We start from the raw sequence: 19,608 nt of genomic DNA, 5'->3' as shown, positions 1-19,608 counted from the left end.
TCAGGACTCGGCCAGCAGCTCGTCGGCGCGCTTTTGCGCGGCGGCGAAGTCGAGCGCACCGGTGTAGATGGAGCGGCCGCAGATGACGCCCTCGACCCCCTCGCGCTCGACGGCGCACAGGCGCTCGATGTCGGCGATGTCGGACAGGCCGCCGGAGGCGATGACGGGGATGGTCAGCGCCTGGGCGAGCTTGACGGTGGCCTCGATGTTGATGCCAGTCAGCATGCCGTCGCGGCCGATGTCGGTGTAGATGATGCCTTCGACGCCGTAGTCCTCGAACTTCTTGCCCAGGTCGATGACTTCGTGGCCGGTGAGCTTGCTCCAGCCGTCGGTCGCCACCTTGCCGTCCTTGGCGTCCAGGCCCACGATGATGTGGCCGCCGAAGGCGCTGCAGGCGTCTTTCAGGTAGCCGGGGTTCTTGACCGCGGCCGTGCCGATGATGACGTACGACAGGCCGTCGTCCAGGTAGCGCTCGATGGTGTCGAGGTCGCGGATGCCGCCGCCCAGCTGGATGGGAATCTCGTCGCCCAGCTCCTTGATGATGGCCTTGATGGCCGGCTCGTTGACCGGCTTGCCGGCGAAGGCGCCGTTCAGGTCGACCAGGTGCAGGCGGCGCGCGCCGGCATCCAGCCAGCGCCGGGCCATGGCGGCCGGGTCCTCGCCGAAGGTGGTCGAGTCGTTCATGTCGCCTTGCTTGAGGCGGACGCAGCGACCGTCTTTGAGGTCGATGGCAGGGATCAGCAGCATGGCCGGTGGTGAGGGTCAGAAAGGGGTCGAGAAGGTGCGGACCGGGACGGGTCGGTCAAGGCTTCCAGTGCAGGAAGTTGCGGTACAGGGCGAGGCCCAGCGCAGCACTTTTCTCGGGGTGGAATTGGGTGGCAAAAATGTTATCCCGCGCCACCGCACAGGTAAAGCGAAGGCCATAGTCGGTCTCGCCGGCGCTGTGCTCCGGCTGCGCGGTGGTCGCGTAGAAGCTGTGGACGAAGTAGAACCAGCTCTCGTCCGGAATGCCATCCCACACCGGATGGGGCCGCGGCTGGTGCACGCGGTTCCAGCCCATCTGGGGCACCTTGAAGCGGCTGCCGTCTTCCTGCAGCCGGCCTTCCAGCCGGAAGCGCTGCACGCGCCCGGGGATGAGGCCCAGGCCCGGCGTGTCCTGCTCCTCGCTGTGGTCCAGCAGCATCTGCATGCCCACGCACACGCCCAGCAGCGGCTTGGTGGCGGCCGCCTCCAGCACGGCCTCCTTGGCACCCGAGGCGGCCAGCTCGGCCATGCAGTCGCGCATCGCGCCCTGGCCCGGCAGCACGACGCGGTCGGCCGCGCGGATGACGGCCGGATCGCAGGTGATGTCAACCTCGAAGCCCTGCCCCTGCGCCGCATGCACGACGGCCTGCGACACCGAGCGCAAATTGCCCATGCCGTAGTCGACCACGGCCACGCGACGGCTCACAGCGACCCCTTCGTGGACGGAATGACCCCTGCCGAGCGGGCGTCAGGCGTGGTGGCCATGCGCAACGCGCGACCGAAGGCCTTGAAGATGGTCTCAGCCTGGTGGTGGGCGTTGTGGCCCTTGAGGTTGTCGATGTGCACGGTCGCGAGCGCCAGGTTGGCGAAGCCCTGGAAGAACTCGAAGGTGAGCTGGGTGTCGAACTGGCCGATGCTGCCAGCCGTGAACTTCACGTCCATGTGCAGGCCCGGGCGGCCGGAGAGGTCGATGACGACGCGCGAGAGCGCCTCGTCCAGCGGCACGTAGCTGTGGCCGTAGCGGGTCAGGCCGGCCTTGTCGCCCACGGCCTGCGCGATCGCCATGCCCAGCGTGATGCCGACGTCCTCCACCGTGTGGTGGCCGTCGATGTGCAGGTCGCCCTCGCAGTGGATGTCGAGGTCGATCAGGCCATGGCGGGCGATCTGGTCGAGCATGTGGTCGAAGAAGCCGATGCCGGTGTGCAGCTTGGACTGCCCGGTGCCATCGAGGTTGACGCGCACGGTGATGCGCGTCTCGCGGGTGTTGCGGGTGACTTCGGCGATGCGGGGCGTGTTCATAGGCAGAGGGGCAGTTCGGCCAGCAGGCGGGTGTTCTCGTCGGGCGTGCCGATGGTGATGCGCAGGCAGTTCGCAAGCAAGGGGTGGGCGGCCGAGACGTTCTTGATCAGCACGCCGCGCGCCTTCAGCGCGGCAAAGGTGGCGCCTGCATCGGCCACTCTCGCCAAAATCATATTGCCCTGGCTGGGCCAGGGTCGCACACCCGGCAGAGCCTGCAGCGCCGCAAACACGCGCTCGCGTTCAGCCCGCAGCACAGCAGCCTGGGCGGCGTAGACCTCGGCGTGGTCCAGGGCGAACAGGGCCGCCTCCGCATTGAGCACGCTGACGTTGAACGGCGGGCGCAGCTTCTCGATCTGGTCGACCACCTCGCGCGCGCCGAGCAGGTAGCCGATGCGCACGCCAGCCAGGCCGAACTTGCTCATCGTGCGCATGACCAGCACATGAGGATGGCGGGCCATCAGGTCCAGGCTGTCACGGGAGGCGAAGGGTTGGTAGGCCTCGTCCAGCACCACCAGACCCGGCGCCGCTGCGACGATGCGCTCGATGACGGCGGCATCCCAGAGGTTGCCGGTCGGGTTGTTGGGGTAGGAGAGGTAGACCAGCGCCGGCTGGTGCTGCTCGATGGCGGCCAGCATGGCGGCCTCGTCCAGCTCGAAGTCATCGGCTCGCAGCGGCACGCCGACGAAGTTCAGCCGCTGCTGGCCGGCACACATCTCGTAGATGACAAAGCTCGGCAGCGGCGACAGCACCGTGGCGCCGGGCTGGGCGATGGCCAGCGTCAGCAGGCTGATGAGTTCGTCCGAGCCGTTGCCCAGCGTGATGCCGCAGTGGGCCGGCACGCCCGCATGCGCCTTGAGTGCCGCGGCCAGCTCGGCGGTGCGCTCGGCCGGGTAGCGATTGATGGCGACCGCGCCCAGGCGCTCACCCAGCGCGCGCTGCAACTCGGGCGGCAGGCGAAACGGGTTCTCCATGATGTCGAGCTTGACGACACCGGTGCTCGGCTGCACGACGTAGGCATGGGCCGCCCGCACGTCGGGACGGATGCGGGCGAGGGCTTGCTGCAGGCGATCGGTCATGCGGCATTGGGCACGGGGGCCACCAGAGGGTTGAGCACCTGCACGCTGTCGAAATGAGCGTCGTGCGGCAGGGACAGGCTCAGCAGGCGCGTGCAGCCCTGGGCCTTGGCGCTGGCCACGACCAGGGCGTCGGCGAACGGCAAGCCGAAGCGGCTTTCCAGCGACCAGGCCGACTCGACCGTGGCCTGATCGGTTTGCCAGGGTCGCCAGTGCTGGTAGCGGCGCACCTCGGCGCGCACGTCGCCCTGGGGCATGGGCGGCGACACGCGCTGGGTGGCCAGCAGGTAGAAGTCGTTGAGCACCTGCACCGACACCCGGCCGGTGCGCGTCGCCCACAGCTGGCGCAGCCAGGCCAGCACCTGCTCGCGCTCGGCAGGGCGGGCGCCGTCTTCGCTGAACAGCAGCACCGAGGTGTCGACGAAGACCGGATCGCTCACAGCACGCCCCGGCCCGGGTAGGGCTGGCCGTCCGACGACCAGGTGCGCTCGCGGTGCTGCCAGTCCTGCAGCGCGCGCTCGTACGCGTCGTCGTGGCGCATCTTCTCGGCCAGCAGCTCGCCGAGCAGGCGCGACACGCTGGTATTGCGCCGCGCGGCTTCCAGCCGAGCCCACTCGGCCACGGCATCGTCCATCGACACGGTCACGTTCTTCATGGCGGGCAGCGTATCACGAAGTTCGTGTTGCACGAACTTCGTGTCACGTTAACCCTAGGGACGAAACCACAGCTCGGCCTGATCCAACGGCGTCTGCGGCGGCAACCGCGGGTTCGCGAGTTCAAAGATGCGGCGACGGTCCAGCTGGGCGCGGACGATGTCGTCGCCGTGGTGCTTGAGAAAGAGCCGGTCGAAGGCACCGCTAGCTCGCAGGCGCTGCAGTCCGAGCTCGATCGCCTGGGCCAGCGCTTCGTCGCCGCGGTCGACGAAGAAGTAGACCGCCGTCGGGTAGTGAAGGCCCAGTTCGGGCACCACCACCAAGCCTTCACCGTGCAAGGCCTGCTCCCACCAGATCTCCTCGATGGCCCGGGGAAAGGCGTCACCCCGGCCGAGGCGCAGCTGCTTGAACATCGCCTCGTAGGTGGGCGACGCGATGACCTGCAGGCCGGCGGCGCGCAGGATGGCGGTGTCCGGCCAGTCCTGACCCTGCAGCATCACGAAGGCCCGCAGCTCATCGAGCGTCTGCACCTGACGCAAGCGCTCAGCCATCGCCGGCCGGGCGAGCAGGAGCCGCCAGCCGAACAGGCCCTTGAACAGCGGCACGCGGATGGCGCGCGCCCGGGCCTCGCGTTCGACGGACGTCATCGACCAGACAACGTCCAGCCGATCCGGGCCCCGCCCGAGCGCCAGAAAGGCGCGGTTCTGCGGAATGGGTTCGCGAGTCTGCGACAGGCTCACAGGCAGCCCAGCCGCGGTCAGCGCCTGCTCCAGTAGCAGCGCCGGGTAGCTGCGCGGCAGTTCGGCCCGCGCGGACACCTGCGGGATGCGCAACATGCGCGGCTCGGCACCGGCTGCCCAGCAAGGCAGCACCGCCCCGGCGATCAACAGGTGGCGTCGACCCAGACCCATGCGCCAGCGTAGCCGATCGCCTGCCAAGTGCAATGCCCAGCCTCAGCCCAAGACTCGGTTAGCCTGCGCGTCTCACCACTCTCTGCGCATCGATGTCCGCATCGCGACTCGTCAAGAAGCCCCTCCTGGCCGCTGCGGCCCAGCTCAAGCGCACGGGCCGTGCGCTGGGCAAGCTCAAGCCGGCGCCAGTGCACCCCGCTCAGGCGCTGCACGACATCAAGGCCCGGCGCGCGGCGCGCCGCCGGCCTTCGGGCCTGCAGCTGGCGCTGGCCGACCGGGTGGACTTCCTGAACCCGGCGCATTGGGATGAGCTCGCCACCCAGTCCATCTTCCTGTCGCGCGACTACCTCCGGGTGTTGGAAGCGCATGCGCCCGACAACCTGGAGCCCCGCTATGCCCTGGCCTACGACGACGGCCGCCCGGTGGCGGCCTTGCTGCTGCAGCGGGTCACCGTGGGCGGCGCGCAGCTGCGCAAGCCGGGCAGCCAGCGTCTGGTGGCCGCACCCATGGCGGGGCTGCGGGAGCATCTGCTCGTCTGCGGCAATCTGCTCGTGTGGGGGCCGCGCTCGATGGCCTTGGCGCCCGACACCGACCCCGGGCAGCTCTGGCATGGCATCTGCGAAGCCATCTACCGGTTGCGTCGCGCCGACAAGCTCGATGGCCAGTCCGACCTCGCGTTGATCAAGGACCTGGGCATGCCCGGTGACGCGGTGCCGCCTACGCTGCGCCTGCTCGGCTACCGCAGCGTCGAGACCGAACCCGACATGGTGCTCACGCTGCGGCCCGAGTGGCGCAGCTGGGACGACTACCTGGCCAGCATGACCTCCAGCTACCGCAGCGCCGCCAAGAAGCTGCTGAAGGACTGCGCGGCCGCCGGCGTCACACTGCGCGAGGCCAGCGCCGCAGAGATGCAGGCGCGCGCCGACGAGTTGCACGCCCTCTACGGGCAGGTGCACGCCGCCCAGGGCCTGCGCCTGGCCACGCTGACACCGGGCTATCTGCCGGCGATGGCGCAGGCGCTCGGCGCCCGCTTCCGCTGCCGGGTGGCGGAGCACGCAGACGGCCGCTGGCTGGGGTTCGTGACCAGCGTGCACGACGGCGACACGACGCTCGGCTACTACATCGGCTATGACCGCGCCGCCAACGCCGAGGCGCCGCTGTACCTGAGCCTGCTGCAATCCACCGTGCAGGATGCGATCGCCTTCGGCTCGTCGCGTCTGAGCCTTGGCCGCACCGCGCTCGAACCCAAAGCCAAGATGGGCGCCAAGCCCGAGCCACTGAGCTGCGCAGTGCGCCACCGGGTGTCGGCGCTGAACTGGATCACCACCGCCCTCACCAAGACGGCAGAACACGACGAGCCGCCGGAACGCAGCCCCTTCAAGACCGCACCGGTGGACGCGGCCTGAGCTGTTACTTCAGCCGCAGTTCCGCGGCGCGCGCATGGGCCTGCAGGCCTTCGCCGTGCGCCAGCGTCGACGCGATGCCGCCCAGCACCTGGGCGCCCTGCTCGCTGACCTCGATGAGGCTGCTGCGCTTCTGGAAGTCGTACACGCCCAGCGGCGACGAGAAGCGCGCCGTGCTCGCCGTCGGCAGCACGTGGTTGGGGCCGGCGCAGTAGTCGCCCAGGCTTTCGCTGGTGTAGGCGCCCATGAAGATGGCGCCGGCATGGCGCAGCAGCGGCTCCCAGCGCGCCGGCTCGGCGGCGCTGATCTCCAGGTGCTCGGGCGCGATGCTGTTGCTGATCTCGCAGGCCTCTTCCATCGAGCGCGTATGGATCAGCGCCCCGCGGCCCTGCAGCGACGCGCGGACGATGGCTTCGCGCGGCAGCGTGGGCAGCAGGCGCTCCATGCTGGCGTGCACGGCGGCCAGGAAGCTGGCGTCCGGGCTCAGCAGGATGCTCTGCGCCAGCTCGTCGTGCTCGGCCTGGCTGAAGAGGTCCATGGCCACCCAGTCCGGCGGCGTGGTGCCATCGGCGATGACGAGGATCTCGCTCGGGCCGGCAATCATGTCGATGCCGACCTGGCCGAACACATGCTTCTTCGCCGAGGCCACGTAGGCATTGCCCGGGCCGGTGATCTTGTCCACCCGCGGGATGGTGGCGGTACCGTAGGCCAGCGCGGCCACGGCCTGTGCGCCGCCGATGGTGAAGGCGCGGTGCACGCCGGCCACCGCCGCCGCGGCCAGCACCAGCGGGTTGCGCACGCCGTCCGGCGTGGGCACCACCATGATGATCTCCTGCACGCCGGCCACATGGGCCGGAATGGCGTTCATCAACACGCTGCTCGGGTAGGCCGCCTTGCCGCCGGGCACGTAGATGCCGACGCGGTCCAGCGGGGTGACCTTCTGGCCGAGCAGGGTGCCGTCTTCGTCGCGGTAGCTCCAGCTGCGGCCCGAGGCTTCGAGCTGGCGCTCGTGATACGCCCGCACCCGCTTGGCGGCGGCCTGCAGCGCCTCGCGCTGGGCAGCCGGAATGGCTGCCAACGCTTCCTGAAGATCGGCCTGCGTGATCTCCAGCGCGGCCATGCCGTCGACCGTCAGACGGTCGAAGCGCGCGGTGTAGTCGAGCACCGCCGCATCGCCGCGCTGGCGGACGTCGGCCAAGATCTCGGCCACGCGGCCTTCGATGGCAGCGTCCGTCTCGGCCGACCAATGGCGCAGGCGCTCGAACTCGGTTTGGAAGTCGGCAGCAGCGGTCGAGAGTTGGCGGATGAGGCTCATGCGGCGACGGCGCCCGCGAAGGCGTCGATGAGGGGACGCAGGGTGTCGCGCTTCAGCTTGAGCGCGGCCTGGTTGACGACGAGGCGCGAGGAGATGTCCATGATCTGCTCCACCTCCACCAGCTTGTTGGCGCGCAGCGTGCCGCCGGTGGAGACGAGGTCGACGATGGCGTCGGCCAGGCCCGTCAGCGGCGCGAGTTCCATCGAGCCGTAGAGCTTGATCAGGTCCACGTGCACGCCCTTGTCGGCGAAGTGCTGGCGGGCGATCTCGGTGTACTTGGTGGCCACACGGATGCGCGAGCCCTGCTTGACGGCGGCGGCGTAGTCGAAGTCGGCGCGGGTGGCCACGCTCATGCGGCAGCGGGCGATCTTGAGGTCCAGCGGCTGGTACAGGCCGTGCGAGCCGCCCTGGGCCAGGGCCTGCTCGTGCAACACATCCCGGCCAGCCACGCCGAGGTCGGCGCCGCCGTACTGCACATAGGTCGGCACGTCGCTGGCGCGCACCAGCACGACGCGCACGCCGTCGCGGTTGGTCGGCAGGATGAGCTTGCGCGAGGTTTCGGGGTCTTCGAGCACCTCGATGCCCGCGGCACGCAGCAGCGGCAGGGTCTCTTCGAAGATGCGGCCCTTGGACAGCGCGAGGGTGAGGCCGCTCATTGCGTCCACTCCTCGGGCGTCAGCGTCTTCATCGACAACGCGTGGATCTGCTCGCGCATGCGGTCGCCCAGCGCCGCATACACGCGCTGGTGGCGCTTGATGCGGGTCAGGCCCGTGAACTCCGCCGACACGATGGTCGCGAAGAAATGTCGGCCGTCGCCCTCGACTTCCAGATGCGCGCAGGGCAGGCCTGCGGCAATGAAATCGCGTACTTCGAGGGGAGTCGGGTCGGCCATCACGGGTCCTTCTGGGAAACCCGTGATTGTAGAAACGGTTGGCGCGGCCGCCTTTCGACGTCGCGCAAAGCCCGCTTCAGGACCGGATCTTGTAGCCGCGCTGCAGCAGGGACAGCGCCACGCCCGCCGTCACGACAAAGGCGGAGGCCACCACCGCGAAGCTCAGCCACGGCGACACATCGCTGACGCCGAAGAAGCCCCGCCGGAAGCCGTCGATCATGTAGAAGAACGGGTTCAGATGGCTCACGCCCTGCCAGAAGCCGGGCAGCGAGTGCACCGAGTAGAAGACCCCCGACAGGAAGGTCATGGGCATGATGATGAAGTTCTGGAAGGCGGCGAGCTGGTCGAACTTCTCGGCCCACAGGCCGGCGATCAGGCCCAGCGTGCCCATCAGGCCGGCACCGAGCACGGTGAACACCAGCACCCACAGCAGGTTGTCCAGCCCCGGCGGCGCAAACCAGGCCGTGACCAGCAGCACGCCCGTGCCCACCGCCAGGCCGCGCACGATGGCCGCACCCACGTAGGCCACGAACCAGGCCAGCGGCGACAGCGGTGTGAGCAGCAGGAACACCAGGTTGCCGGTGATCTTGCTCTGGATGAGGCTGGAGGAGCTGTTGGCAAAGGCGTTCTGCAGCACGCTCATCATCACCAGACCCGGGATCAGGAACTGCGTGTAGCCGACCGTCTCGTAGACCTTCACATGGTCTTCCAGCGTATGGCCGAACACCAGCAGGTACATGCAGGCGGTGAGCACCGGCGCGGCCACGGTCTGAAAGCTGACCTTCCAGAAGCGCAGCACTTCTTTCTTGAAGAGGGTCGAAGCACCGTTCATGCGGCTTCTCCCTGCATGATGTTGAGGAACACGTCTTCGAGGTCAGCCCGGCCGATCTCCAAGTCTTCGACCGGCACGCCGGCCGCGCGCAGCGTGGCGAGCGTGGTCTCCACCTCGGTGGCGTCGTGGGCCGTGACCTGCACGATGCGCCCGGTCACGCGGGCCCGAGCGGCCACCTCGGCCGGCAACGCCACATCCGTCTTGAATCGCAGCATGGTGTGGGCCGTGCCCGCCAGCAGCTGCGAGGTGCGGTCCAGCGCCACGAGGCGACCGCCCTTGAGCATGCCGATGCGCTGGCACAGGGCCTCGGCTTCTTCCAGGTAGTGGGTGGTCAGCAGCACCGTGTGCCCCTCCTTGTTCAGGCGGGCAATGAACTGCCAGAGCGTCTGGCGCAGCTCCACATCCACGCCGGCGGTCGGCTCGTCGAGCACGATGACCGGCGGCCGGTGCACCAGGGCCTGGGCGACCAGCACGCGGCGCTTCATGCCGCCGGAGAGTTGGCGCATGTTGGCGTTGGCCTTGTCGGCCAGACCCAGGTTGGCGAGCAGCTCATCGATCCAGTCGTCGTTGTGCTTGACGCCGAAGTAGCCGCTCTGGATGCGCAGCGATTCGCGCACGCTGAAGAAGGGGTCGAACACGAGCTCCTGCGGCACCACGCCCAGCGCCTTGCGGGCGGCGGCGTAGTCGTCCACCACGTCGTGGCCCATCACGCGCACGCGGCCCTCGGTGGCCCGGGCCAGGCCGGCGAGCACGCTGATCAGCGTCGTCTTGCCCGCGCCGTTGGGGCCGAGCAGGCCGAAGAACTCGCCGCACGGAATGTCGAAGCTGACCCCGTTCAGCGCCTTGACCTGCCCTCCCCGGTATGTCTTCTTGACGTTCTCGAAGGAGATGGCGGGCGGGGAGGTCGAATTCGGCATGGGGCGCGATTCTAGAAGTCGGCCCTCCGCGCCCGCTGAACGCTGACAGAATGACCCACGATGCCCACGCCCAAACGCCCCCGCCGCACCGCCGAGCGCATCCTGGAGGTCACGCTGGACCTCTTCAACCGCTTCGGCGAGCCCAATGTGTCGACGACGTTGATCTCGGCCGAGCTCAAGATCAGCCCGGGCAACCTCTACTACCACTACCCGGCCAAGGACGAACTCGTCAACGCCCTCTTCGGCCGCTACGAGGCCGAGCTGAACGAGCTGCTGGCAGCTGCCGACAACGTGCGCCATGTGGAAGACGCCTGGCTGTTCTTCCACATGCTCTTCGAGCTGATCTGGAAGCACCGCTTCCTGTACCGCGACCTCAACGACCTGCTGTTCAAGAACCGGCGCCTGGAGACGCATTTCCAGGGTCTGCTCGCAGCCAAGGAACAGGCCATGCGGCATGTGCTGTCGGGCCTGCACCTGGGCGGCGCACTCAAGATGGACCTGCGCGAAGCCGCCCCCACGGCGAACGCGATGGTGGTGGTGGTCAGCTACTGGCTGAGCTATGAATACGTGCGCGACCCGCGCCACGCGCTGGAGCCCGACCGGGCCGGCGCGGCGCTGATGCGGGGCGCCTTCCATGCGCTGAGCCTGCTGCTACCCTACCTGGAGCCCGCGTCGAAAGACCACCTCTTCAAACTCGCCGGCCAATACCAATCAACCTAGGAGACAAGCCATGGCCAAGTGGACCGCCTTCCCGTACGACAACAGCGCCTTCGTCTACACGCCGGCCACGCTGAAGAAGCACTGGGCCCGCCTGCATGCCGGCGACGCCGAGCCCTTCCCGAAGGACGCGGATGTCGTGCAGGCCTGGATCCACTTCCACGCAGGCGAGTTCCAGGCCGCGTACGACGCTGGCCTGGCCGCAGGCGGCGCCGGCATCACGGTGGCCAACAAGGCCCAGGGCATCTACGCCAACTACCTCGAGAAGAAGGAGAAGGTGAAGCTGGAGATGTTCCTGGAGATCGCCGAGCGCGCGGAAGCCCAGCAGGCCGAGGAACCCAAGAACGCCAACGCCTACTACTGGCAGGCCTACGCGCTGGGCCGCTACGGCCAGGGCATCAGCGTGGCCAAGGCCCTGGCGCAGGGGCTGGGCACCAAGGTCAAGGGCGCGCTCGAGACGACGATCAAGCTCGCGCCCAAGCATGCCGACGCCCACATCGCGCTGGGCGCCTTCCATGCCGAGGTGATCGACAAGGTCGGCAAGCTGCTGGGCAAGACCCAGGGCGCCGACACGGCCACGGGCCTGAAGATGTTCGAGCAGGCCCTGAAACTCAACCCGACCAGCGCCATCGCGATGATCGAGCGCGCCAACGGCCTCGTGATGCTGGAGGGCGACAAGCGCATGAAAGAAGCCGAACAGCTCTACGCCGACGCCGCGGCCTGCGAAGCGATGGATGCGATGGAGCTGCTGGACATCGAGCTGGCCAAGGAAGAACTCGAAGAGTGAGCATTCCGTCACGGCAGCCCCGGCCGACCGTGAACTGCGTCACAGACCACCCTCCCGCGCCTTCGGGGGTGCGCCGCGCGGGCGCCGGGCGTAAGCTTCGCATCCATCAGCCACCCCCCACCCGAGACCGCGCCATGAAGTTCCTGATCCCCGCCTTCGCTGCCGTCACCGTCTTCGCTGCCCAGGCCGCCAACAACGCCACGCCCGAACAGGCCGAGCTGCGCGCCGAGTGCGCCAAGAGCTACGAGAACACCAGCAGCATCAGCACGCCGGTCGCCGCCAACGAGTACCAGTTCGTGTACGCCAACGGCAAGTACAAGGGTGAAGCCAAGCCGGGCAAGCTGCTGCCCTGCACCAACGACCAGTACGCCGCCTACCTCGACACCAAGGCCGACCCCGCCAAGGTGATGGCCGCCTACCCGACCGCCGCCGGCCGCCCGACCGCCAAGAAGAAGGCCGAGCCGTTCCGCCTGTAATCTCAGGACGGGTTCCCAGCAAGAAGGCGCTCCTCGGAGCGCCTTTTGTTTTTCGGAGCGCGATCAGACAGCGTGCGCAGCGCAGGATGCCTGGGTTCGACTACACGGTGGTCGCAGACGCCCGCTACACCTGCGACCGCCCCGACCTCGACGGGACGCCCCGTTCTGCCGAAGACATCCATCGCCTGGCGCTGGCCAACCTGAGCGGTGAGTATGCGCGGGTGCGGCTCACGGCCGAGGTGTTGGGACAGCCGAGGTAGGCGGATCAGTTTCGGCCGTCGTCGGGCGCAGGCGTGGACTGGGCGCAGGGGAGATGGCGGTGTGGTGCCGTCGCGGGTTGCGTGGCAGGGGCAGGTTTGCAGCGGTTGCTGACGATCACTAGCAGTTTGCGATCGTCAGCAGACCGCTGCGGAGCCGTCATTCGATGGGACGGCATTCACCACATGTTTCCTCGGCACGCCTCAGCGCCCGTCCCGCTGCCCACCCGGGAAGAAGCCCGCTGCGCGTGACATCTCCTCCAGGTTGATCTGCAGTCGGGACAGCTTCCAGCTGCCGTCAGCCTGGCGCTCGGCGAGGGCGGCATAGCGGCACAGCATCCACTCCACCGCGGTATCCGCGCTGGCCTTGTCGCGGGCGGCGGCCCGCAGGAAGAAGTGTGGCGCCAACGCATAGGCCGTGATGCGGGCCTGGTTCGGACCGTCGAATCCGAACTCGAAGTTGGACATCAGGTGCAGCGTGCTGCTGTAGCCGTTGCCGCCGTAGTACTGGTCGACGAAGTCCACCCAGGCCGGCACGCCAACCAGCTGGCCGATGGCTTTGTCGCCGCCCAGGGCGTAGACCTCCACGCGGGTGCTGGGCGTGAACGCCTTGCTGTACTCCGCAGCGCCACGTTCCTTGGCCAGCTTGCGGTTTGCGTGATGGATGGAGAGTTCGTCGTTGCCGCGCCCGTAGGCATACATCAGGTCGCGCAGCGCGCTTTCGTCGGCGAGGCGTTGCAGCAGTTGCTGGGAGGCGGCAGTGGACAGGCTCTTGGCCGGCTTGCCCGGCTCCGCCGCGTGAGCGGGATGGGTGATCGCCAGGGCGACCGAGGCCATGACGGCCATGGCGGCGGTCGCCGCGGCGATGCGATGTTGGAAGTTCTTCATGGTGTGGTTTTCCGTTGAGGGATGTTGAGGAGATCAAGCGAGGCGCAGCCCGCCGTCGATGTGGAGGATTTCGCCGTTCAGCGAGGCGTTGCTCATCAGCAGCAGCACGGCCTGCGCGGCTTCGTCGGCCGTGACGAGGCGACCGGTCGGTGTGCGCCCCGCCACGGCGGCGAAGGTGTCGGCTTTGGACGCGCCGAGCAGGCCGTCCCACATCGGCGTGTCGGTCCAGCCGGGAGCGATCGCGTTGAAGCGCAGTGGCGCCAGCTCGAGCGCCAGGCAGCGCGCCAGCTGCTCGGCCGCGGCCGTGGCGACCGCCGTCGGCCAGGCGCCCTTGGCCGGCCGCTCGGTCGAGATGCCGCCGGTCAGCACGAAGGAGCCGCCCGCCGTCATGCGCGGTGCTGCGGCGCGCACGACGTGCACAGCGCCCCACAGGCGCGCGTCCAGCGCAGCACGCAACTCGGTCATCGGGGTGCCCAGCACCGAGCCGCCGACAAAGCCCGCGGCCGACACATGGACATGGTCCGGCGCAGGCAGCCCGGCGAAGGCGAGCTGCACGGTCGACTCGTCGGTCACGTCGACGGCCACCGTCTGCAGCGCATCGCCCGCATCCAGCTGCTGTCGGGCCCGGTCCAGGCGGGCCCGGGAGCGGGCCATGATCGACACGCGGGCACCCGCCCGCAAGGCCGTCGCAGCGACGGCCAGGCCGATGCCGGAGCTGCCGCCGACGACGATGATGTGTTGGTCTTGAAGGTGAGTCACGGCGTTCTCCTCAGGCCAGCGTCACATCGGTGACCGTGTTGCCACGGGTGGCGTTGGAGTACGCGCAGATGCGACGCGCTTCGGCGATGACCTCATCGGCGCGCTCGCTCAGGCCGTGCACCTGCAGCGAGACGTGCGACACGAGGTAAGAGCCGTCGTCACGCAGTGACAGCGTGGCTGAAGCGTCGACCCGCACCGCAGCCGCCGGCACCTGCAGCTTGGCCGCAGCCGCTTTCACGGAACTCGCGAAGCACGCGGCATAGCCGGCCACGAAAAGCTGCTCCGGGTTGGCGGCGTCGCCGGCACCGCCGAGTTCCTTCGGGAAACCCAGCCGCAGGTCGAGCCTGCCGTCGGAGGAAGTGGCGGTGCCGTCGCGGCCGCTGGTGACCTGGACGTGGGCGGTGTAGAGGTTCTTCATCGGGATCTCCGGGTGATGGATGGAAGACATGGGTGTAATGTGGCTGATATAGACACAGTTAAGGTCAAAAAAAAGGGGCTCAGCCTGCCCCCAGGATGCGTTGCATGACATCGGCCAGGCTGGTGGCAGCCAGCCGTTGCTCGAGCGCCGCGTGGGCGGCGTCGAGCGGATCGTCGAGGACACCGTGGATGCGTGCGCCAACAGGGCAGTCGGCGTTGGGCTTGCGGTCGGGCATTGGAAACAGGGTGTCCGGTCCCACGGCTCGATACACGTCCAGCAAGCTGATCCGCGCGGAGGAGCGGCCCAGTGCATAGCCGCCGAAACGGCCCCCAACGGTCTGCACCAGGCCGGATTCGCGCAGAGCCGAGAGCAAGCGGCGGACGACTGAGGCGTCGGTCGCCACGCTGGCGGCGATCTGGTCAGACGTGGCCTGTTGGCCTTCGACGTAGGCGATGACGGCGAGTGCATGCATCGCGGTGCGGAAGCGGCTGTTGGTGGAACTCATAATGTGCTCAATGTAAGCACATAATATCCACCTGTCAAGCCGGGGTGTTTGGCCTTGGCCGTTCCGCCGCTCGTTCTGCCGACGACAGTCACTTCAGCGGTGCACCTCAGGGACCGACGCTACTTCGTCGAGCCACTGCACTGCAGCCTCCATGCGCAGAATGTCATGCCGCAATGCGAGCCGCCGATGGCCCGCCGACGGATCCGGCACTTTGCGGCTTCGTTGCCCATCCAGCTTGTCGATCAAATGCGAGAACTGCACGGCCTATGCTGCCAGCGCGTCCCGATACTGCCGGAATTGGGCGGCGCGCTTTGCAGGCGCGCCCTGCTCGCCGAGGGTGGTGATGGTCACTCATCTGCAAAGCCGTCACTGGTTTCGCGCGCGCATACGCCGGACCGATCGCCCGGTTCCAGAGCGGTAGCTCCCGGCCAGCGTGCGACAGCTTGAATGACCGTTCCTGGCGATAGCTGCTGCTGAATCCCTAACCGAGAACGACCGAGATCAGCCTAAAGCAGCCAATTCAAGCGCCCCCGTCCAACCCTTTGCTACCGCAGCCGCCCACCCGTTCCCCACCCACTTCGGGCTCAAGCCCCGTCCTGCCCCCAGGGCAGCATCAGCGACAGCAGCAACAGCTTTTCGAACTCCGGCGCGAAGTTGGCCACGATGGCCTCGGGGTCGGGGCACAGGCCGGTGTCGGTGATGAGGCCGAACTGCACGCGGCCGGCGTAGGTCAGGATGCTGACGCCCACGCCGATGTCGCCCGACTGCGGCACCCAGAACATCACCTTCTCCACCGTCGAGCCGCAGAACTTCAGCGCCTCGGCCGGCCCCGGCACATTGGTCATCACGGCCGTGGCCTTCTTGGCGAAGACGTTCAGCATCGCGTGCTGCACCGGCTTGATCAGCAGCCCGGCCACCGACAGCAGCCCGAAGGCCATGACCGGCTGGAAGCTGCCCTTGAGCTCGTTCATGCGCGCACGCACCGCGAACAGCCGCTCCACCGGGTTGGCGATGCCGATGGGCAGCACCAGCGGCACGAGGCCAAAGCGGTTGCCGAGTTGCCAGGCCTGCTCCAGCGGCCTCAGATTGACCGGCACCATGGCCCGGATCTCTTTGCCGGCCGGGTCTTCGCCGCGGTCGGACAGGTACTGGCCGATGGCACCGGCCGCGCAGGCCAGCAGCACATCGTTGATGGAAGCGCCCAGCGCCTTGCCCACGGCCTTGACCTCGTCCAGCGCCAGGCGGTCATCCCAGGCGACGGTCTTGCGCGCGCCGGGCTTGCCCTTGAGCCGGGTGTGCGAGTCGTCGGGCATCAGCGCAAACGCCGCCACATCGGACACCGCCTGGTAGCCCATGCGGGCCATCTCCAGTGACGAGTCCATCGGGGTCGTGCCGTGCAAGGCGAGGTCCACGCCCTTGGCCATGCCCTTGCCTGTCATGCCGATGGCCTTGACGGTCATGTTGGTCATCGGGCGCAGGAAGGCGTCGAGCAGCCAGTCGGTCTCGTGGTGCGGCTCGGGCTCGCGCACCTTGCGCTGCGGCGGCGCCTTGCCGCCGTCGGTGATGGACAGCATCACCGCGATCAGCGCGATGCCGTCGGCAATGCAGTGGTGGATGCGGGCGATGAGTGCACTGCTGCCGTCGCCCATGTCCTCGATGAGCTGGAACTGCCACAGCGGATGCGCCGGGTCCAGCGGCTGCGAGCACAGCTCGCCCACGCGTTCGCGCAGCACCTCGTCGCGGCTTTGCCCGCGCAGCGGCAGCGGCACCTCCGCCACCACATGGCGGGCGATGTCGAAGTCCTTGTCGACCACCCACTGCGCGCCGGTGAGCGCGTCCTCCACCACCTTCTGGCGAAAGCGCGGGTATTGCAGCAGCCGCTCGGCCACGCGCTCGCGCAGCGCCGCCAGCGTGATGCCCGGGCGGATGGACCACACCCCGACGATCATCATCAGGTTGGCCTCGGTGTCCATGCGCAGCCAGGCCGTGTCCACCTTGGACATGCGTTCGCTCAACGGGGCCACGGCGTCTCCTCCGAATCGTTGTTGGGCGGGCCTAAACTCATGCGGCCCGTGGTGCGATTGTCATGAGATTCGCGCCCCCGATCAGCCTGGAGAACCCCGTGAGCCTGAAAGACCAATTCGAAGCCGCCGTCGCCGACTCCAAGAACCTGCCCGAGCGGCCGGACAACATGACGCTGCTGAAGATCTACGCCCTGTACAAGCAGGGCAGCAGCGGCGACGTGGACGGCAAGCGCCCCGGCTTCACCGACATGGTCGGCCGTGCCAAGTGGGACGCCTGGAACGAGCTCAAGGGCACGTCGCAGGACGAGGCGATGCAGCAGTACATCGACCTCATCGAATCGCTGAAGTAAGACGCCCCTCGCCCGGGCTGGCCTGCTGAACGCGGCCAGCCCAGTCGGTCCCCCGAGGGGACGGCGATGCTTGACGGCGTGGCCGCCAAGCACATCGCCCGCCGGCCGGCTTGGGAGCGGCCCGGCGCTCGGCCGACGATGCGAGGTGCCGCCCGTCCTCGGCGCCAGACCGGGCGCGAGACCTACGTGCGGGTCAGCCTGCCTTCTTCTTGGCAGGCGCCTTCTTCTTGCCGCTGTCGGCCAGCAGGGTGTCGAGCTCCTTCTGGATCTCGGTCTCGATGGTGGCCTTGAAGGCGCCGAGCAGAAAGCCGAGCTGGGCCACCAGCTCGAAGTGGTCAGCGGCCACCGTCAGCACGCCCTTCACGCCGGAGCGCGTGAACTCGACAGTGTCTTCGTCGTCGCCCTCGACGACGGTGCAATCCATGTCGAACTTCTCTTCGACCTGCTCGGCCCATTGCCAGGCGATCTCGCGGGCCTTCTTCAGGCCCAGGGCGTGCTCTCGGTGAATGCGGATCTCGGCCATCGGCGGCCCTCCTTGTGACGTGGAGCGCACTCTAACGCCCGCGCCAACCCTGTGCCGGCCCGGCGCCAATTGCACGCATACTTCGCCGCCAAACGCCGGGCCACGCGCCCGAGTGCGGGAGGAACCATGCGCCCCGATGACCTCGAACCCCAACGCCTCGACCCTCTGAGCGAAGGCCTGCTGCACTTCAATGCGCGGGAGCCCGACCATGAGCAGGCCGTGTACTGGTTCATGCAGGCCGCCGACGCCGGCGACAACGAGGGCCGGGCGCTGCTCGCCTTTTGCCGGCTCGAAGGCCTGGGCCTGCCGCGCGACGTCACGCAGGCCCGCGCCGAGCTGGAAGTTGCGGCGGCGCAGGGCAGCCTGCTGGCGCAGTTCCACCTCGGCCGCGCCCTCGTGTCGGGCTGGGGCGGCGAGCCCGATGCCGCGCGCGGCGTGGCGCTGTACCAGGCCGCGGCCGCCCGCGGGCACGCCGATGCCACCTTCAATCTCGCCAGCTGCCTGGACGCCGGTTGGGGTTGCCAGCCCGACCGCCTGGCGGCCAAGGCCCTCTTCCTGCGCGCCCGCCTGCTGGGCAGCCCACTGAAGGCGCCGGGCCTGCGCGTGCAGCAACGCGAGCTCGGCCCGGTGCGCGAACTGGCCCGTCAACTGGCCGACGGCAGCGCGCTTGCGCACATCCTCGACACCCGCCAGCAGGACATTGCCCGCCGGCTGGAACTGCGCCACGAACCGGCCCGCAAAGCCATGCTGATGCGGCAACAGCGCCAGCGCCTGCTGTCCCGCATGGGCGGCCTGGCCGCGCTGGCCTCGGCCGTCTTCGCTGCCGTTTTTCAACACCGGGGCTCGCGCGGTTTCGCGCCTGACTCCGGCCCCACCTCCATCGCCTGACCCTTGCCCACCATGCCTGCCGCCCTGCCCCTGCGTACCCATTTCATTGACGCCAGCCCCCTCGTCTACGGCTGCATGGCCCTGGGCGGCGACTGGAATGGCGGGCCCATCACCGAGGGCGACATTGCGCAGGCCCATGCCGCCATTGACGCCGCGCTGGACATCGGCATCACCCTGTTCGACCACGCCGACATCTACCGCCGCGGCAAGGCCGAGGCCGTCTTCGGCGAGGTGCTGCGCCGCAACCCCTCGCTGCGCCAGCGCCTGCGGCTGCAGAGCAAATGCGGCATCCGCTTCGCCGATGAACACCACGTGGGCCGCTTCGACCTGAGTGCCGACTGGATCGAGGCCAGCGTCAACGGCAGCCTGCAGCGCCTGGGCGTGGAGCGGCTGGACATCCTGCTGCTGCACCGCCCCGACGCGCTGATGGAGCCCGCCGAGATCGCGCATGCCTTCGCACGGCTCAAGGCGGCGGGCAAGGTCAGCCACCTCGGCGTGTCCAACATGCACGCGGGCCAGATGCGCTGGCTGCAGTCCGCCCTGGGCGAGCCGCTGGTCGTGAACCAACTGGAGCTGAGCCTGGCCAAGCTCGACGCCTTCGACGCCGGCACCACCTTCAACGACCCGCAGGCCGTGTCGCGCCCCGGCGCGGCCGCCTGGGCCGGCACGCTGGAGTACGCGCAGCAACACGGCGTGCAGCTGCAGGCCTGGGGGTCGCTGGCGCAGGGCCGCTTCAACGACCGTGCGGCATCGCCCGCTGCCCAAGCCGTGCACGAGATCGCCGAAGCCCACCGCACCACCCCCAACGCCGTGCTGCTGGCCTGGCTGCTGCGCCACCCGGCCGGCATCCAGCCCGTCATCGGCACCGGCAACGCGGACCGCATCCGCGCCTGCGCCGATGCCACCCGCATCACGCTGAGCCGGGAGGAGTGGTATCGCCTTTACGTGACCGCGCGCGGTCAGGCGCTGCCGTGACG

The 19,608-nt window shown here is 68.6% G+C and carries 26 protein-coding genes; 8 read left to right on the top strand and 18 right to left on the bottom strand.

What is annotated here, in order from left to right; translation table 11 throughout:
• From hisA to CDO81_RS18510, 7 genes are read right to left on the bottom strand one after another with little or no spacing between them, the layout of a single operon-like run.
• Entirely contained in the window at positions 1–747 is a 747-nt protein-coding gene (hisA, locus tag CDO81_RS18535) for a 1-(5-phosphoribosyl)-5-[(5-phosphoribosylamino)methylideneamino]imidazole-4-carboxamide isomerase (RefSeq protein WP_088484707.1), read from the bottom strand.
• A gap of 55 nt (positions 748–802) precedes the next feature.
• On the bottom strand, positions 803–1,450 hold the full coding sequence (hisH, locus tag CDO81_RS18530) for an imidazole glycerol phosphate synthase subunit HisH (protein WP_088484706.1): 648 nt from the start codon (positions 1,448–1,450) through the stop codon (positions 803–805).
• Entirely contained in the window at positions 1,447–2,043 is a 597-nt protein-coding gene (gene hisB, locus CDO81_RS18525; RefSeq protein ID WP_088484705.1) for an imidazoleglycerol-phosphate dehydratase HisB, read from the bottom strand. The genes hisH and hisB overlap by 4 nt, the downstream gene beginning before the upstream one ends.
• Positions 2,040–3,119, bottom strand: coding sequence for a histidinol-phosphate transaminase (gene hisC / locus CDO81_RS18520; protein ID WP_088484704.1), 1,080 nt, complete (start codon positions 3,117–3,119; stop codon positions 2,040–2,042). Before hisC ends, hisB begins: the two co-directional genes overlap by 4 nt.
• Positions 3,116–3,556, bottom strand: coding sequence for a PIN domain-containing protein (locus CDO81_RS18515; protein ID WP_144397304.1), 441 nt, complete (start codon positions 3,554–3,556; stop codon positions 3,116–3,118). Before CDO81_RS18515 ends, hisC begins: the two co-directional genes overlap by 4 nt.
• Positions 3,553–3,771 (bottom strand): CopG family transcriptional regulator, encoded by a 219-nt coding sequence (locus tag CDO81_RS27700; RefSeq protein ID WP_144397303.1) that lies wholly within the window; start codon positions 3,769–3,771, stop codon positions 3,553–3,555. The genes CDO81_RS18515 and CDO81_RS27700 overlap by 4 nt, the downstream gene beginning before the upstream one ends.
• Before the next feature lie 54 nt (positions 3,772–3,825).
• Positions 3,826–4,680: a substrate-binding periplasmic protein gene (locus tag CDO81_RS18510; RefSeq protein WP_088484703.1), complete on the bottom strand. Its 855-nt coding sequence runs from the start codon at positions 4,678–4,680 to the stop codon at positions 3,826–3,828.
• Between the two features lie 92 nt (positions 4,681–4,772).
• On the opposite strand from CDO81_RS18510, the gene CDO81_RS18505 reads away from it, so the two are divergent.
• Positions 4,773–6,086 (top strand): GNAT family N-acetyltransferase, encoded by a 1,314-nt coding sequence (locus CDO81_RS18505; RefSeq protein ID WP_088484702.1) that lies wholly within the window; start codon positions 4,773–4,775, stop codon positions 6,084–6,086.
• 4 nt (positions 6,087–6,090) lie between these two features.
• Here CDO81_RS18505 and hisD read toward each other — a convergent pair whose 3' ends face one another.
• The 5 genes from hisD to CDO81_RS18480 form a co-directional block, all read right to left on the bottom strand.
• Entirely contained in the window at positions 6,091–7,398 is a 1,308-nt protein-coding gene (gene hisD, locus CDO81_RS18500; RefSeq protein WP_088484701.1) for a histidinol dehydrogenase, read from the bottom strand.
• Entirely contained in the window at positions 7,395–8,054 is a 660-nt protein-coding gene (hisG, locus tag CDO81_RS18495; protein WP_088484700.1) for an ATP phosphoribosyltransferase, read from the bottom strand. Before hisG ends, hisD begins: the two co-directional genes overlap by 4 nt.
• A complete protein-coding gene (locus CDO81_RS18490; RefSeq protein WP_088484699.1) occupies positions 8,051–8,290 on the bottom strand; it encodes a BolA family protein in 240 nt (79 codons plus the stop codon). The genes hisG and CDO81_RS18490 overlap by 4 nt, the downstream gene beginning before the upstream one ends.
• 76 nt (positions 8,291–8,366) lie before the next feature.
• The gene (locus tag CDO81_RS18485) at positions 8,367–9,122 is read right to left on the bottom strand and encodes an ABC transporter permease (protein WP_088484698.1); all 756 of its coding nucleotides are present in this window, start codon (positions 9,120–9,122) and stop codon (positions 8,367–8,369) included.
• Positions 9,119–10,039, bottom strand: a complete 921-nt coding sequence (locus CDO81_RS18480) for an ABC transporter ATP-binding protein (protein WP_088484697.1) — start codon at positions 10,037–10,039, stop codon at positions 9,119–9,121. The genes CDO81_RS18485 and CDO81_RS18480 overlap by 4 nt, the downstream gene beginning before the upstream one ends.
• A gap of 60 nt (positions 10,040–10,099) precedes the next feature.
• On the opposite strand from CDO81_RS18480, the gene CDO81_RS18475 reads away from it, so the two are divergent.
• The 4 genes from CDO81_RS18475 to CDO81_RS28170 all read left to right on the top strand — a co-directional run bounded on the left by CDO81_RS18475 (position 10,100) and on the right by CDO81_RS28170 (position 12,279).
• Positions 10,100–10,759: a TetR/AcrR family transcriptional regulator gene (locus CDO81_RS18475; RefSeq protein ID WP_088484696.1), complete on the top strand. Its 660-nt coding sequence runs from the start codon at positions 10,100–10,102 to the stop codon at positions 10,757–10,759.
• 10 nt (positions 10,760–10,769) lie between these two features.
• Positions 10,770–11,543, top strand: coding sequence for a tetratricopeptide repeat protein (locus tag CDO81_RS18470; RefSeq protein WP_088484695.1), 774 nt, complete (start codon positions 10,770–10,772; stop codon positions 11,541–11,543).
• Positions 11,544–11,677: 134 nt separating this feature from the next.
• Positions 11,678–12,019: a hypothetical protein gene (locus CDO81_RS18465; RefSeq protein WP_088484694.1), complete on the top strand. Its 342-nt coding sequence runs from the start codon at positions 11,678–11,680 to the stop codon at positions 12,017–12,019.
• Positions 12,020–12,105: 86 nt separating this feature from the next.
• On the top strand, positions 12,106–12,279 hold the full coding sequence (locus CDO81_RS28170) for a hypothetical protein (protein WP_158218345.1): 174 nt from the start codon (positions 12,106–12,108) through the stop codon (positions 12,277–12,279).
• A 201-nt stretch (positions 12,280–12,480) separates the two neighbouring features.
• On the opposite strand, the gene CDO81_RS18460 is transcribed toward CDO81_RS28170, so the two are convergent.
• The 5 genes from CDO81_RS18460 to CDO81_RS18440 all read right to left on the bottom strand — a co-directional run bounded on the left by CDO81_RS18460 (position 12,481) and on the right by CDO81_RS18440 (position 16,849).
• Positions 12,481–13,164 (bottom strand): nuclear transport factor 2 family protein, encoded by a 684-nt coding sequence (locus CDO81_RS18460; RefSeq protein ID WP_088484693.1) that lies wholly within the window; start codon positions 13,162–13,164, stop codon positions 12,481–12,483.
• A gap of 33 nt (positions 13,165–13,197) precedes the next feature.
• Complete coding sequence (locus CDO81_RS18455; protein ID WP_088484692.1) at positions 13,198–13,923, bottom strand: SDR family oxidoreductase; 726 nt, start codon at positions 13,921–13,923, stop codon at positions 13,198–13,200.
• Positions 13,924–13,933: 10 nt separating this feature from the next.
• A complete protein-coding gene (locus CDO81_RS18450; protein ID WP_241517056.1) occupies positions 13,934–14,371 on the bottom strand; it encodes an Ohr family peroxiredoxin in 438 nt (145 codons plus the stop codon).
• Between the two features lie 49 nt (positions 14,372–14,420).
• Positions 14,421–14,846 carry an Rrf2 family transcriptional regulator gene (locus CDO81_RS18445; RefSeq protein ID WP_088484690.1) on the bottom strand — a complete coding sequence of 142 codons (426 nt, stop codon included), beginning with the start codon at positions 14,844–14,846 and terminating at the stop codon, positions 14,421–14,423.
• Positions 14,847–15,430: 584 nt separating this feature from the next.
• Entirely contained in the window at positions 15,431–16,849 is a 1,419-nt protein-coding gene (locus CDO81_RS18440; RefSeq protein ID WP_088484689.1) for a wax ester/triacylglycerol synthase family O-acyltransferase, read from the bottom strand.
• A gap of 119 nt (positions 16,850–16,968) precedes the next feature.
• Between CDO81_RS18440 and CDO81_RS18435 the strand changes: the two genes are divergently transcribed.
• Entirely contained in the window at positions 16,969–17,220 is a 252-nt protein-coding gene (locus tag CDO81_RS18435; RefSeq protein WP_088484789.1) for an acyl-CoA-binding protein, read from the top strand.
• Between the two features lie 193 nt (positions 17,221–17,413).
• Here CDO81_RS18435 and CDO81_RS18430 read toward each other — a convergent pair whose 3' ends face one another.
• Positions 17,414–17,743, bottom strand: coding sequence for a polyhydroxyalkanoic acid system family protein (locus CDO81_RS18430; protein ID WP_088484688.1), 330 nt, complete (start codon positions 17,741–17,743; stop codon positions 17,414–17,416).
• Between the two features lie 126 nt (positions 17,744–17,869).
• Between CDO81_RS18430 and CDO81_RS18425 the strand changes: the two genes are divergently transcribed.
• The gene (locus CDO81_RS18425; RefSeq protein WP_088484687.1) at positions 17,870–18,631 is read left to right on the top strand and encodes a tetratricopeptide repeat protein; all 762 of its coding nucleotides are present in this window, start codon (positions 17,870–17,872) and stop codon (positions 18,629–18,631) included.
• 12 nt (positions 18,632–18,643) lie between these two features.
• Complete coding sequence (locus CDO81_RS18420) at positions 18,644–19,606, top strand: aldo/keto reductase (protein WP_088484686.1); 963 nt, start codon at positions 18,644–18,646, stop codon at positions 19,604–19,606.
• Positions 19,607–19,608: the final 2 nt, after the last annotated feature.

The sequence above is a fragment of the Roseateles puraquae genome, from assembly GCF_002205845.1.
GTDB lineage: Bacteria > Pseudomonadota > Gammaproteobacteria > Burkholderiales > Burkholderiaceae_C > Pelomonas > Pelomonas puraquae.
This window is presented reverse-complemented; position numbering and strand designations above follow the sequence as displayed.